The sequence below is a fragment of the Pseudarthrobacter sp. MDT3-1 genome (assembly GCF_054510755.1).
Genome location: NZ_JBTNDX010000014.1, coordinates 24568 through 37196, shown reverse-complemented (window position 1 = coordinate 37196; position 12629 = coordinate 24568). Strand labels below are relative to the sequence as shown.

Annotated in this window: 12 protein-coding genes; 8 read left to right on the top strand and 4 right to left on the bottom strand. The window is 66.7% G+C overall.

The window, feature by feature from the left end; translation table 11 throughout:
• Positions 1-143: 143 nt before the first annotated feature.
• From ACX80X_RS12450 to ACX80X_RS12415, 8 genes are all read left to right on the top strand, one after another.
• Positions 144-932, top strand: a complete 789-nt coding sequence (locus tag ACX80X_RS12450) for a LamB/YcsF family protein (protein WP_459312202.1) — start codon at positions 144-146, stop codon at positions 930-932.
• Position 933: 1 nt separating this feature from the next.
• Positions 934-1650 (top strand): 5-oxoprolinase subunit B family protein, encoded by a 717-nt coding sequence (locus ACX80X_RS12445; RefSeq protein WP_252602489.1) that lies wholly within the window; start codon positions 934-936, stop codon positions 1648-1650.
• The gene (locus ACX80X_RS12440) at positions 1647-2660 is read left to right on the top strand and encodes a 5-oxoprolinase subunit C family protein (RefSeq protein WP_252602487.1); all 1014 of its coding nucleotides are present in this window, start codon (positions 1647-1649) and stop codon (positions 2658-2660) included. Before ACX80X_RS12445 ends, ACX80X_RS12440 begins: the two co-directional genes overlap by 4 nt.
• A gap of 50 nt (positions 2661-2710) precedes the next feature.
• Positions 2711-4051 (top strand): MFS transporter, encoded by a 1341-nt coding sequence (locus tag ACX80X_RS12435; protein WP_252614491.1) that lies wholly within the window; start codon positions 2711-2713, stop codon positions 4049-4051.
• An 80-nt stretch (positions 4052-4131) separates the two neighbouring features.
• On the top strand, positions 4132-4881 hold the full coding sequence (locus ACX80X_RS12430) for an SDR family oxidoreductase (protein ID WP_252602483.1): 750 nt from the start codon (positions 4132-4134) through the stop codon (positions 4879-4881).
• A gap of 77 nt (positions 4882-4958) precedes the next feature.
• Positions 4959-5900, top strand: a complete 942-nt coding sequence (locus tag ACX80X_RS12425) for a 2-hydroxyacid dehydrogenase (RefSeq protein ID WP_252602481.1) — start codon at positions 4959-4961, stop codon at positions 5898-5900.
• Positions 5901-6090: 190 nt separating this feature from the next.
• Entirely contained in the window at positions 6091-6861 is a 771-nt protein-coding gene (locus ACX80X_RS12420; protein ID WP_252614492.1) for an SDR family oxidoreductase, read from the top strand.
• Positions 6861-7982 carry an L-idonate 5-dehydrogenase gene (locus ACX80X_RS12415; RefSeq protein ID WP_459312199.1) on the top strand — a complete coding sequence of 374 codons (1122 nt, stop codon included), beginning with the start codon at positions 6861-6863 and terminating at the stop codon, positions 7980-7982. Before ACX80X_RS12420 ends, ACX80X_RS12415 begins: the two co-directional genes overlap by 1 nt.
• Before the next feature lie 10 nt (positions 7983-7992).
• On the opposite strand, the gene ACX80X_RS12410 is transcribed toward ACX80X_RS12415, so the two are convergent.
• The 4 genes from ACX80X_RS12410 to ACX80X_RS12395 all read right to left on the bottom strand — a co-directional run bounded on the left by ACX80X_RS12410 (position 7993) and on the right by ACX80X_RS12395 (position 12436).
• On the bottom strand, positions 7993-8679 hold the full coding sequence (locus ACX80X_RS12410; RefSeq protein ID WP_252612046.1) for a sensor histidine kinase: 687 nt from the start codon (positions 8677-8679) through the stop codon (positions 7993-7995).
• 11 nt (positions 8680-8690) lie between these two features.
• Positions 8691-9665: a hypothetical protein gene (locus tag ACX80X_RS12405; protein WP_252612044.1), complete on the bottom strand. Its 975-nt coding sequence runs from the start codon at positions 9663-9665 to the stop codon at positions 8691-8693.
• A gap of 70 nt (positions 9666-9735) precedes the next feature.
• The gene (radA, locus tag ACX80X_RS12400) at positions 9736-11109 is read right to left on the bottom strand and encodes a DNA repair protein RadA (RefSeq protein ID WP_252602469.1); all 1374 of its coding nucleotides are present in this window, start codon (positions 11107-11109) and stop codon (positions 9736-9738) included.
• 199 nt (positions 11110-11308) lie between these two features.
• Positions 11309-12436 (bottom strand): FUSC family protein, encoded by a 1128-nt coding sequence (locus ACX80X_RS12395; RefSeq protein WP_104063030.1) that lies wholly within the window; start codon positions 12434-12436, stop codon positions 11309-11311.
• Positions 12437-12629: the final 193 nt, after the last annotated feature.

Below are 12629 nucleotides of genomic sequence, written 5' to 3'. Positions count from 1 at the left end.
AGACTTTTGGGTAGGGCCGGAACCGCGGTTTACAGCCATAAGCAATGGCGATGACTCACCACGCGGCGGCCGCTTCCCCCTCAAGTTTTTCCGGCCCCCCACGGGCACAACAGCTCAGAACACCACGAAGGAAGGCACACACTATGGGTCGCACGGTTGATCTTGTGGCAGATCTCGGTGAAGGCTTCGGTGCCTACTCCCTGGGTGACGACAGCGCACTTCTGGAAATCGTCTCCAGCGCGAACATCGCCTGCGGATTCCACGCCGGCGACCCGGACATCATGGACCGCACCGTTGCCGAATGCGTCCGGCGCGGCGTCAGCATCGGTGCACACCCCAGCTTCCCGGACCTGCGGGGCTTCGGACGGCGCGCCATGGATCTCACCGCGGCTGAAGTCCGCAACGACGTCCTCTACCAGCTCGGAGCCCTGTCCGCCTTCGCCGCCTACCACGGCACCAGCGTCGCCCACATCGCCCCCCACGGCCGGCTGGGCAACCTCGTCGCCACCCGCCAGGATTACGCCACCGCGGTCGCCGATGCCGCCAGCCGCTTCCGCGCAGACCTGATCGTCCTGGCCCAGGACGGCGAGCTTGCCCAGGCCGCCACCGACCGCGGGTTGCCCGTGGCCATCGTGGGCATCGCCGACCGGGCGTACGAGGACGACGGAACACTGGTGCCGCGCAGCCAGCCCGGCGCCGTCATCCATGACCCGGCAACCATCGTCGACCGAACCATCCGCATGGTGTGCGAAGGAATAATCGAATCGGCGTCCGGCGTAAAGCTTTCCGTCATCGCGGACACCGTCCTGCTGCACGGGGACAACCCGGGCGCCGTGGACCTGGCCCGCATCATCCGCAAGGAGCTCACCGCGGCCGGCGTGACCATTGCCCCGCTGCCCCAGGTGCTCGCGGCCAAAACGGAAGCCGCCTGAGATGACCGCTGCAACCCCTATCGAGGTACACGAATCAGGCGACGCCGCCCTCCGCGTCGTCGCCACCTCCCCTGACCGGGAGCGGAACTGGGCCGCGGTCCACGCCCTGGCGACATGGCTTGAGACGGCCGACGTCGACGGTGTACACGGCGCGGTTCCCACCTACGATTCGGTGCTGGTGGAGTTCGACCCCTACGTCACATCAGCCCGCCAGATCAGGGCCTTCGTCCTCCTGGGCATGCGCCAGCTGGATTACGTCGGCACCCCGGCCCGCACGCCCCGGCAGTTCGATGTCCCCGTAGTCTACGGCGGCGAGTACGGACCCGACCTCCAGAAGGTCGCGGACCACGAGGGACTCTCCGTTGCCGCGATCATCGCCCTCCACACGGCCAAGTCCTACGTCATCCGTTGCCTGGGGGCCCCGGCCGGATCGCCCATGATGGACGGCCCGGACTTCCCCCTGCCCGTACCCCGGCTCAAGGACCCCCGGCTTTCCGTGCCCGCAGGCGCCGTCTCCGTCGCCGGCCGGCAGGCAGTGATCGCACCGGCCTCCGCTCCCGGCGGGTGGTGCGTGATCGGCCAAACGCCGCTGACCGTTCTGAACCCGGACAAGCAGCCCCTGGTCCCGTACATGCCCGGCGACCTGCTCCGGTTCCACGAAATACCGGCCGCCGAATTTCAGCACTTTGCCGGCCTTGAACTGGAGGCATCCGCATGAGCGGGACCCTGACCATCCAGCAAGCCGGCCACTCCGTCGTCACAGACCTCGGCCGGTTCAAGGGGCCGCGCTACGGCCTCCCTGTGAACGGGGCCTTGGACCAGTTTTCTGCACGGGCTGCCAACATCCTGGCCGGCAACCCGGACAACGATCCGCTCCTCGAAGTCACAGCACTGGACTTCCGGATGCGGGCAGACTCAGACCTGCTCATCGCCGTCACGGGTGCGCCACTGACACTGACCGTGGGCGGGCGTGAATGTCCGCAGTGGGAGCCGGTGTCGGTCCTGGCCGGGGAAACCGTGGCATTGCACGGCATGAACACCGGGCTGCGCGTCTACGTCGCCGTCCACGGCGCCCTGGACGCCCCGACGCTGCTGGGCAGCTGCGCGCCGGACACCGTCGTCGGGTTCGGCCTGAAACTTGCGGAGGGCACTGTCCTGGGGGCCCGCAAAACCGTGCCGCCGATCAGGCAGCCGTACTTTGATCTTCCGCTGTTCCGGCTGGGGTTGACCCGCCCGGGAACCAGCGCCAGCCCGGTCATTGACGTCACCGACGGACCGGACATCGCCGAATTCGGCGACACCGCCGATCTCCTGTTCAACACCAGCTACACCGTGAGCGGTCGGAGCAACCACATCGGCCTCCGCCTCGGCGGGGCGCTTCCGGAACGGCAGTCAGCAGCGGAAGTCCTTTCCAGGGGCGTTCCAGTCGGGGCCATCGAGGTCCCGTCCCGGGACGAGCTCCTGGTGCTTCACCGGGGACGGGGCGTGACGGCCGGATACCCGGTACTCGGCGTCGTCACCAGCCGCTCGCTGGATGTCCTTGCCCAGGCCAGGCCCGGGCATACCATCCGGTTCCGCAAGACCACCGTGGCCGAAGCCACTGCGCGGCACCGAGCCGCAATGCGTGAACTCGAGGCGCTGCGCACGTCAGTAAATACAGTCTTTGGCTTACTGGGTGTGGGAGCCCCGGCAAGCTGGCGGGAACTCATGCCGGCGTCCGGAACCTGAGACCACCGTTACGTCCCGCCTCAGTCACCAGAAACAAAGTAAGGATCAAGATGTCAACGTCAACGCGAGCGGCCGGTCCGCAGAACGACCGCCTGGATGCCAGGCAAACCCGGAAGGTGGTTACCGCCGGTTGTGTGGGCATCTTCGTGGAACTCTACGACAACGGCATCTTCGCCTTTATGGCCGGAACCCTTGCCTTGGTGTTCCTCGCCCCCGGCAACCCGGACAACGCACTGCTGTTTGTCTTCGCAGGCTATGCCGTGTCCTTCTTCGTGCGCCCTTTGGGTGCCGTGGTCTGCGGTTACCTGGGTGACCGCATCGGCAGGCAGAAACTGCTGGTCTTCGTTATCCTGCTCATCAGTGTGGCAACCGCCGGCATCGGCCTGCTGCCTGCCTACTCGGCAATCGGCGTCGCCGCCCCGGCGCTCCTTGTGCTGCTCCGGATGCTGCAGGGCTTCTCCGTCGGCGGCGAGTCCGCCGGCGCCATGACGTTCCTCGCCGAGCACGCGCCGGAAGGCAAGCGCGGCATCATTACCTCCTACGCCCAGATCGCCTCTTTCGCGGCCCTGCTCACCGGCACGATGGTTGCCTACTCCATGTCCCCGTGGCTCACCCAGGCAGCGATCGACGGCGGCGGGTTTGGTTCCTTCGCCTGGCGCATCCCGTTCCTGGTCGCCGTCCCCATGGGCATCATCGGCTGGTACATCCGCAAGGCGATCAGCGATACCCCCAACTTTGAGAAGCTCAAGGAAGAAGGCGGTCTGTCCAAGAACCCGCTGAAGGAAGCCTTCGCCTCCGCCGAACACCGCCGTGCCATGCTGCTGGCCCTCTTCATCCCGCTGATGAACGGCTCCGGCTACTACGTCCTCTTCTCCTACATGCCCACGTTCCTCAAGGGCAAGCAGCTCAACTTCACCATCGGCGAAGCACTCCTCGTCACCGCCTGCAGCCTGGTTGTCATCTGCATCGCCATCCCGTTCATGGGAGCCCTCTCCGACCGGGTCGGCCGCAAAAAAGTCATCGCCGGCTCCGCAATCGCGATGGCCATCGTCGGAATTCCGGCCTACGCCCTCATCGCCACCGGCGAGATGGCACTGGCCATCCTGGGTGCCTGCATCATGGCAGTGGTCTTCGCCGGCCACACCGCCGTCATCCACATCCTGATCGTCGAACTGTTCCCCACCCGGGTGCGGTACTCGGCCTACGGCCTCGGGTATAACGTCTCCTCGGCTCTCTTCGGCGGCACGGCGCCGTTGCTGATGACCTGGCTGATCTCCTCCACCGGAAACATCTACATGCCGGCGTTCTACGCCGTGATCACCGCCCTTGGCACCCTTGCCGCCGTCAGCACGGTCAAAGACCGGGCGCACCAGCCGCTCCGGGACGCCTGAACCACTCGCCGAGACTGAGGCTTTGGCCCCCGCGTCCAAGCCATCCATTCTTTTGCCAACCCCACTCATTGGAGACTTCCATGTCATTTTCAGACTATTCAACTGCCCTCGTGACCGGCGCCTCCACCGGCATGGGCGCCGCCATCGCTGAACGCCTGGCCAAGCGCGGACTCCAAGTACATGCCTTCGCCCGCAATGAAGAACGCCTGCAGGAACTGGCGGACCGCACCGGAGCCATCCCGCACACCGTTGACCTCACGGACACTGCGGCGCTGACCGCAGCGGTGGAGGGCCTGAACGTGGACGTGCTCGTCAACTGCGCCGGCGTCTCCCGCCCCGGAAACATCCTGGACTCCACCGAAAACGACATCGACGAGCTGGTGGACGTCAACCTGCGCTCCCTTCTTCAGCTGACCCGCCTGGTGCTTCCCGGCATGGTGGAGCGGGACAAGGGCCACATCGTCAACATCAGCTCCATCGCCGGCGTCTACAACTTCTATGGCCACACCGTTTATCACGCCACCAAGGCAGCAGTGCACCAGGTCTCCCGGCAGCTGCGCAACGATACCGTGGGCAAACGCATCAGAGTCACGGAGATCTGCCCAGGCCGGGTGGAGACCGAAATCTTCGGCCGGAACATGGGCGGCACACCCGAAGCCATGGAGGAAGCATGGAAGACCTACTACGAGGGTTATGAGTCCCTCACGACTGACGACATCGTCAATGCGCTGGATTATGCCGTCGAAACACCCCAGCACGTGAACGTCGGCATGCTGGAACTCATGCCCACCTTCCAGGTCCCCGGCGGACTTACCTTCGACCGCCGCTGATCTGACTGCCCCTGATCACAGCCCGTGACGGGCAACAGCCCCCGCACCGCCAACAGCAGAAACCGATAGGTCCCCTGATGCACAACATCCGTACGGTCAGTTTCCCCGACCAGCAGCTGCTCGCCGATCTGGAGCCGCTTCCGGGCGGGCTCCGGGGCGTCGTCTGGGACCTCCGGTCCGATCCCCAGGGCGGAACCCTGGCTGAGATCGATGCCGTGATCCTGCCCTACATCGACGCCGGGGCGGTGCTGCCGGCGCTGGCCAACGTGCCAGGGCTCAAGTTCGTCCAGACCCAGTCCACGGGTTTTGACGGTGTCCGGGAAGCAGCCGGTCCGGCGGCCGGTGTGTCCAGTGCCGCCGGTGTGCACGCTGCGGCCACAGCGGAACTGGCGGTGGGACTCATCCTTGCCAAGCTGAGGGGGATTGACCAGGCGGTGAGGGATCAGCTGCAGGCTGCCTGGCGGCCCGAGCGCCGCCAGTCCCTCGCAGACCGCCGGGTGCTTTTGGCCGGCGTCGGCGGCATCGGGCAGGAGATAGCAAAGCGCCTGGAACCGTTCGAGGTGACTGTCACGCGCGTGGGGAGCGCCGCGCGCGACGACGACCACGGGCACGTGCACGCGTCCTCCGAACTGGCAGAACTCGCCGCCAGCCACGACATCCTTATTTCAGTCCTGCCCCTGAGTGACCAGACGCACCACCTGATCGGGGAGAAGGTCCTCTCAGCATTGCCCGACGGCGCGCTGGTGGTCAACGTGGGCAGGGGAGCCGTGGTGGACACGGCCGCGCTGACCAAGGAAGTAGCGTCCGGCCGGCTGCAGTGCGCCATCGACGTGGTGGATCCGGAACCGCTCCCGGCTGACCACCCGCTGTGGCGTTCGCCGAACGCCCTGATCACGCCCCATATTGGGGGTAACGCGTCCGCCTTCGAACCACGGATGGTCAAGCTCCTGTCGCAGCAGCTGGAAGCGCTGGCAGCTGGCCGCCTTCCGGCCAACCTCGTGCAGAACGGCCCCTTCTAGGGAGCAGCGCGAACGGACAGTTGGGGCCCTCTGAGAAGCGCGAACGGACAGTTGGGGCCCTCACCGCAGGGCCCAAGTGTCCGTTCGCGCGAAAAGAACGGCCGTCCCAACGTGGACGGCCAGGAACAACCACCGCGCCCCAGCGATCGGCGCCAAACAGCACAAACCGCGGCGAAGGAGCTGCTCAACTATGAATACACTTTTTGATTTGACGGGGCGGGTTGCCCTGGTGACGGGTTCGAGCCGGGGGATTGGCAACGCGTTGGCGCGGGCGTTGGCTGATGCCGGGGCGACGGTGGTGCTGAACGGGATTAATGCGGAGCGGTTGAAGGCGGCGGAGGCGGCGATGGCCGCGGACTTCGCGCCGGGGCGGGTGCATGGTGTCGCGTTTGATGTCACGAGTGATGCCGAGGCTGCCCGGGGTGTTTCGTGGGTGGAGGAGCAGGTGGGTCCGTTGCAGATCCTGGTGAACAATGCCGGGATCCAGCACCGGGTGCCGATGCTGGAGCTCGATGTGGCGGATTGGGAGCGGGTGATCAGGACGGATCTGACGGGCGCGTTCCTGGTGGGGCGTGAGGCGGCACGGCACATGATCCCGCGGGGCAGGGGCAAGATCATCAATATCTGTTCGGTGCAGACGGACCTGGCCCGGCCCACGATCGCCCCGTATGTGGCGGCCAAGGGCGGGCTGCGGAACCTGACCCGGGCGATGACGGCGGAGTGGGCGGGCTCCGGGCTGCAGATCAACGGGATCGCCCCGGGCTACATCCACACGGAGATGACGCAGAACCTGGTGGATGATGAGCAGTTCAATGCCTGGATTCTGGGCCGGACCCCGGCGCACCGGTGGGGCACGGTCCAGGACCTGGCCGGCCCGGCGGTGTGGCTGGCTTCGGACGGGTCGGATTTTGTGAACGGGCAGACGATCTTTATCGACGGCGGAATGACGGTGGTGGTCTGATGGGCGCTTCAGCAGTGGCTCAGGGGACCGAAGCAACAGCCCTGCCTGGTTCCGGGGTGCCGGTGTCGGGTTTGGCGGTGGTGGCGCATGCGGCGGGGGATCTGCGGATCGAGGAGGTCCCGCTGGGTGCACCGGCCGCGGACGAGGCCGTGGTGGAGGTTGCCTATGGCGGGATCTGCGGGTCGGATCTGCATTACTGGCTGCACGGGGCGGCGGGGGAGTCCGTCCTGAGGGCGCCGCTGGTGCTGGGGCATGAGATTTCCGGGACCGTGGTCCGGGCCGCGGCGGACGGGACCGGCCCGGCCGCGGGCACCCCGGTTGCGGTCCATCCGGCCACCCCGGGTCCGGGTGCGGGGGAGGTGCGGTGGCCGGCGGACCGGCCCAACCTGTCCCCGGGCTGTACGTATCTGGGCAGCGCGGCACGGTTCCCGCACACCGACGGGGCGTTCGCCCGGTACGTGAACCTGCCGTCCCGGATGTTGCGGGCGCTCCCGGCCGGTCTTGATCTGCGGACCGCGGCGCTGATCGAACCCGCGTCGGTGGCCTGGCACGCCGTCGGACGTGCCGGGGACGTGGCCGGCAAGAGTGTGCTGGTGATCGGCTGCGGCCCGATCGGCGCCCTGGCCGTCGCGGTCCTCAAACGTGCCGGCGCGGCTCGGATCACCGCCGTCGACGTCCATGCCAAACCGCTGGAGATCGCCGCCGCCGTCGGCGCGGATCACACCCTGCAGGCCGGGGATAAGGACGCGATCGCCGCGGTGCAGGCCGACGTGGTCATCGAGTCCTCGGGCAGCCACCACGGCCTGGCCTCAGCCATTCAGGGCGCGGGGCGCGGCGGTACCGTGGTCATGGTCGGGCTGCTGCCCACCGGACCCCAGCCGGTCCTGATCTCCCTGGCCATCACCCGGGAACTGGACCTGCGCGGATCCTTCCGCTTCAACAACGAAATCGACGACGTCATCACAGCCCTCGCCGACGGCACCCTGAACATCGGCCCCGTCATCACCCACGAATACCCCCTCAGCCAAGGCCTGGAAGCCTTCGAAACAGCCAGGAACTCCGCCACATCAGGAAAAGTACTCCTCAACTTCCAACCGGCAGGCGCAGTGCTCCAGCCCTGAGAACTGTCGTTCAGGACGCCGGCAGGACGAATGTCGCCGTGGTGCCTGCGCCCGGAGCGCTGGTCAGGCTCATGGAACCGCCGTGGCCCTCGACGATGGTCTTGCTGATGGGGAGCCCCAGGCCCGCCCCGGGGATGGCCGTTTCGCGGGACCGCGCGGAGCGGAAGAATTTGGTGAACGCCTGCTCCTGGTCTTCCGGGCTCATGCCGACGCCGGGATCGGTGATCGAGCAGACGAGGTCCGTGCCGGTGCGGTGCGCCCGGGCGGTGATGCGGCCGCCGTCGGGAGAGTATTTGATCGCGTTGGAGAGCAGGTTGCTGACCACCTGGCGGATCCGCGGGATGTCCATCCGGGCGGTGAGCGACGGCTCCACCTCCAGGACCAGTTCAAGGCCCCTGTTGGCGGCCTGGGGGAGCGTGAAATCGACGACGTCGGCGAGGAGCCGGGCGAGGTCGGCCTCCTGCAGCGAAAGGTCCACATGTTCAGAGGCCACCGCAATCAGATCGTTCACCAGGCCCAACAGCTGCGTCGCGTTCCGGTGTACCACCTGCAGTTCGGCTTCGATCCCTTCATGCCCGGGTTCCTCCAGAACGAGTTCGAGGTAGCCGAGAATGGACGTCAGGGGCGTTCGCAGCTCGTGGGAGACGGTGCCAACGAAGTCGTCCTTCGCGGCGAGCGCTGTGATCAGGGCTGTCACGTCCACCAACGTTATGACACCGCCGCTGCGCGCTCCGTCCCTGGAGCAAATGGCGTGCGCGCTGACGGAAAGGCGCGCTGGTCCTTTTCATCGCCTGCCCAGATCAGCTCGTCCGTGAACATATCGCCCCGGGCAACTCGGGCAGCGGGGAGCCCGCCGGAAGGCACCGGCGTCGCCCGGTCGCTGAGCAGCAGGGTGGTAGTGCTCTCCGCTTCGGTCAGTCGGGCCAACGTCGGATCATCGCGCATGGCCCGGTTGATCAGGACATTGTTTCCGTCCTTGTCCACCACCCAGACGCCCACTCCCACCGCCACCAGCACGGCGTCCAGGAGCCGCTGGCGGTCCACACTCTCAGCAAGCGTTTCCGCCAGGGCCTGGTCTTTCCGCAGCAGCGCTTTGCGCTGCCGGTGGAGTGTTCCTGAGACGATATGCGCGGAGACGGCGATTGCGGCCATCACCAACGGCAGGAAGACGGTCCGGATCATCGACCCCTGGGTGGGCGGGGAGCCGAGGGCCGCGGCCGGGATGACGGTACTGAGCACGACCCCCAGGACAGCGAGGAGCACCCTGCTGCGCTGGCGGCCCACGGACAGCCAGATCACGGGGAAGACGAGCATCAGGCTCAAGACATTGAAGCTTGGCCCGCCGGCTTCCCTCGTAAAGCCAATGGCAAGGCAATCCAGGACCGGAATCACACTCAACACGCTGGCCGGCAGCCTGCCCCATGGGATAGCCGCACACGCAACGAAGATGACCGAATGGCCCAGCAGCGCCAGCCTGAAACGCTCATCCACGAGGGTTTCAGGGCTGAACAACGCAGCGGCCGCCACGATGAGGACCACCGTCACCGTCAGCGGCAGGTGGCTCAACACCACGCGCCCGCGGGCGTCAAGGCTCCCGAATAGCGCGTCGATCCTCCCTGCGAGAAGACCGTCGTTTGGCGGTTCCTGGCCCGGCGTCGAGCCATTTCCTTGCGTTTGATGCATCAGTCTGTCCCCCAGACACAGCCGTGATGACCTCCGGCTGCCTGAAGGTCGTTGTGAAAGCCTGGCTGCCCTACCCGATCAGCAGGCTCAACGCCTCCGTAAGGTGCTCCACTTCCCGGACGGAGAAGCCTGGTGGCACGGGTCCGGGTCCGTTGTGGCTGGCCGGGACCACTGCGTGGGTGAAGCCCAGACGGTGTGCTTCCTGGATGCGCTGGTTTATGCCGGGCACGGGCCGGACCTCGCCGGCCAGGCCTACTTCGCCGAAAGCGATCAGCCGGATGGGCAGGGGCTTGCGGGCCTTCGCGGACGCGACGGCAAGGGCAACGGCGAGGTCAGTGGCAGGTTCACTGAGCTTCACACCCCCCACGGTGGCCACGTAGGAATCGTCCTTGTGCAGCAGGCAGCCGGCACGCTGCTGCAGCACCGCCAGGAGCATGGACACCCGTGAACTGTCCAGGCCGCTGGTGGCCCGCCGGGGCTGCGAGTTGGCGCTCTCCGCAAGCAGCGACTGCACCTCGGCCAGCAGCGGCCGCCGCCCTTCCATGGTCACCGTGATGCAGGTGCCTGAAACAGGGTCCTTGGTGCGGCTGACGAACAGCCCACTAGGGTCCGTCAGCCCTTCGATGCCGTTCTCATTCAGGTCAAAACAGCCGACGTCGTCCGTGGGCCCGTACCGGTTCTTCACCGCGCGCAGCATCCGGAGCCGGGAGTGACGTTCGCCTTCGAACTGGCAGACCACATCCACCAGGTGTTCGAGCAGCCGCGGCCCCGCGATTGACCCGTCCTTCGTCACGTGCCCCACCAGCAACGTGGTCATGTTCCGGCGCTTGGCCGCCGCGATGATGGACGCCGCAACCTCACGTATCTGCGAGACGCCGCCGGCGCTGCCGTCGACGTCTGCGCTGCTGAGCGTCTGGACCGAGTCCACAATCAACAGCCGCGGCTCGATCTTCTCCACCTGCCCCAGTGCCTGCCCCAGGTCCGTTTCGGCGGACAGATACAGGGAATCCGCGACGGCGTCGATCCGTTCGGCTCGCAGCTTCACCTGCGCCGCGGATTCCTCGCCCGTGACATACAGGACATCCTGCGCCGTGCGGGCGAACTTGGCCGCGACATCCAGCAGGAGGGTTGACTTGCCCACACCAGGTTCACCGGCCAGCAGGATGACCGCACCCGGGACCAGGCCGCCGCCCAGCACGCGGTCCAGCTCGTCCACGCCGGTGGGCAGGAAAGCCGCCGTAGTGGCATCCACCTCGGCAATCCGGCGAGCCGGCTCCAGAACTGTGGTTGCCGCCGTCGTACGCGCTACGGCGGCGCCGGTTTCCTCAACCGTGCCCCACGCCTGGCACTCGCCGCAGCGCCCCACCCACTTGACCGTGGTCCAGCCGCATTCGGCGCACTTATAAGCCGGCGCTTTGGACGCCCGGGAAGTCTTTGTTGCCATGGGTTCCACCCTACTGGCGGGCACCGACAGTATTGGCCCGAGAGAGGGCAGCATGCAGCGCGGGGGGTTGACCTATTTGGAGGGCAGGCACCACTGGTGATGCCGGGGAACGCACAGGAACGCTCAAGACCCGCGAGATGAAAGCACATGCCGATGGCAGGCCTCGGGACTGGCGCGAAGTGCCATCTGGGCGACAGCGCTACAACCCCGGCAGCACGTCCCGGGCCTCGCGCGCATCCATGCCGGTGGCCTCCAGGAGGTCCACCATGAGTGGCCGGAACAGCATCACCACAGTCTCACCCTCAAGCCGCTCGACCTCCAGCAATTTGGGGTGCAGCCTCATCGCGATCTCGCTGAAGTCCTGCCGGGCCGTCCGAAGATGGGCGCGGCGCACGCCGTCCTGCGTTTCCGCCAGGCCGAGCGACAGTTCATCAATCGCGGCCGCGGTTTCCTGGAGCACGTCGGCGATGTTCGCGGTGGCGTTGTCTGAAAGCGCGGCGTGGTTGATGGCGCTGGTCAGCCGGCGTGCGAAGACGCGGCTGTTCCTGAGCGCAAGGTCGATGAAGTCAAGGGAATTCTCAAGCCGGTCCAGCTCGTCGCGGTGCCGGCGGTGGGCCGGTGCGAGGGTGGCCACTTCACCGGAAGCGCGCAGGGAATGGCGCATCGCGTCCACGAGCGGCTGGCAGTTCCGGCCGCGGATCAGCGCGTGCCAGGCCTGCGTGGAGTCGCTTTCGGTCAGGGCGGTGGCGCATTCCCGAAGCACTTCGGCCAGTTCGTGGAGCAGCTTCCGGACATCCTTGCGGGGCTCCCGGCGCGGATCCTTCGGAATCAGGATGGTCACCAGGAGGGCGAAAAGGCCACCCACCACGGCGTCCAGGCTGCGCGTGAAAGGCCCGCCGTCCGGCGCCGGCAACAGCACCACAAGCAAGGATTGCAGGCCCAGCTGCGTGGTGAAGATGTTGCCGCTGTCCAGGAAACGGGCCAGCAGGATGGAGAACAGAAGTACGACGGCGGCCTGCCAGATTCCGCTGCCCAGCCAGTGCTGCAGCAGATCACCGACGGCGATCCCGATGGTGCAGCCGAGGCCCACCTCCATCACCCGGCGCAGCCGCGGGTCACGCGAGAAGCCCAACGCGATCAGTGACGATGTGGCCGCAAAGAGGGGTCCGGAGTGCCCCAGGACGTACTCGGCGAAGGCATACGCCCCCACCGCGCACGCGGTCATCTGGACGGCGGGAACCAGGGAATTCCGGCTCCGGACCAGGCCGGTCCGGATGCGTCCGCGCAGGAAACGCCTGCTTGCTGAGAATCCTGCTGCTGCGGCCATGCCCTCCAGTCTATTTGCCGGCCCGGCACCTACGCCCGAAAGTGTGACCTGCGCAATGGTGACGCTGCAGTTGTAAGCCAATATGCTGCCGTCGTTAATCTCCTGTTCATCTGCGGCCGCCCATCCCGTTACCTGCGGCCCATACCTTCGTTGAAGGTACAAAACGTACGCATCGCGCTGCAGGGCGTCTCCG

Coding starts and splice junctions, on each gene's coding strand:
- ACX80X_RS12450 (WP_459312202.1), top strand. CDS start 144: ATGGGTCGCACGGTTGATCTTGTGGCAGATCTCGGTGAAGGCTTCGGT.
- ACX80X_RS12445 (WP_252602489.1), top strand. CDS start 934: ATGACCGCTGCAACCCCTATCGAGGTACACGAATCAGGCGACGCCGCC.
- ACX80X_RS12440 (WP_252602487.1), top strand. CDS start 1,647: ATGAGCGGGACCCTGACCATCCAGCAAGCCGGCCACTCCGTCGTCACA.
- ACX80X_RS12435 (WP_252614491.1), top strand. CDS start 2,711: ATGTCAACGTCAACGCGAGCGGCCGGTCCGCAGAACGACCGCCTGGAT.
- ACX80X_RS12430 (WP_252602483.1), top strand. CDS start 4,132: ATGTCATTTTCAGACTATTCAACTGCCCTCGTGACCGGCGCCTCCACC.
- ACX80X_RS12425 (WP_252602481.1), top strand. CDS start 4,959: ATGCACAACATCCGTACGGTCAGTTTCCCCGACCAGCAGCTGCTCGCC.
- ACX80X_RS12420 (WP_252614492.1), top strand. CDS start 6,091: ATGAATACACTTTTTGATTTGACGGGGCGGGTTGCCCTGGTGACGGGT.
- ACX80X_RS12415 (WP_459312199.1), top strand. CDS start 6,861: ATGGGCGCTTCAGCAGTGGCTCAGGGGACCGAAGCAACAGCCCTGCCT.
- ACX80X_RS12405 (WP_252612044.1), bottom strand. CDS start 9,665: ATGCATCAAACGCAAGGAAATGGCTCGACGCCGGGCCAGGAACCGCCA.
- radA (WP_252602469.1), bottom strand. CDS start 11,109: ATGGCAACAAAGACTTCCCGGGCGTCCAAAGCGCCGGCTTATAAGTGC.
- ACX80X_RS12395 (WP_104063030.1), bottom strand. CDS start 12,436: ATGGCCGCAGCAGCAGGATTCTCAGCAAGCAGGCGTTTCCTGCGCGGA.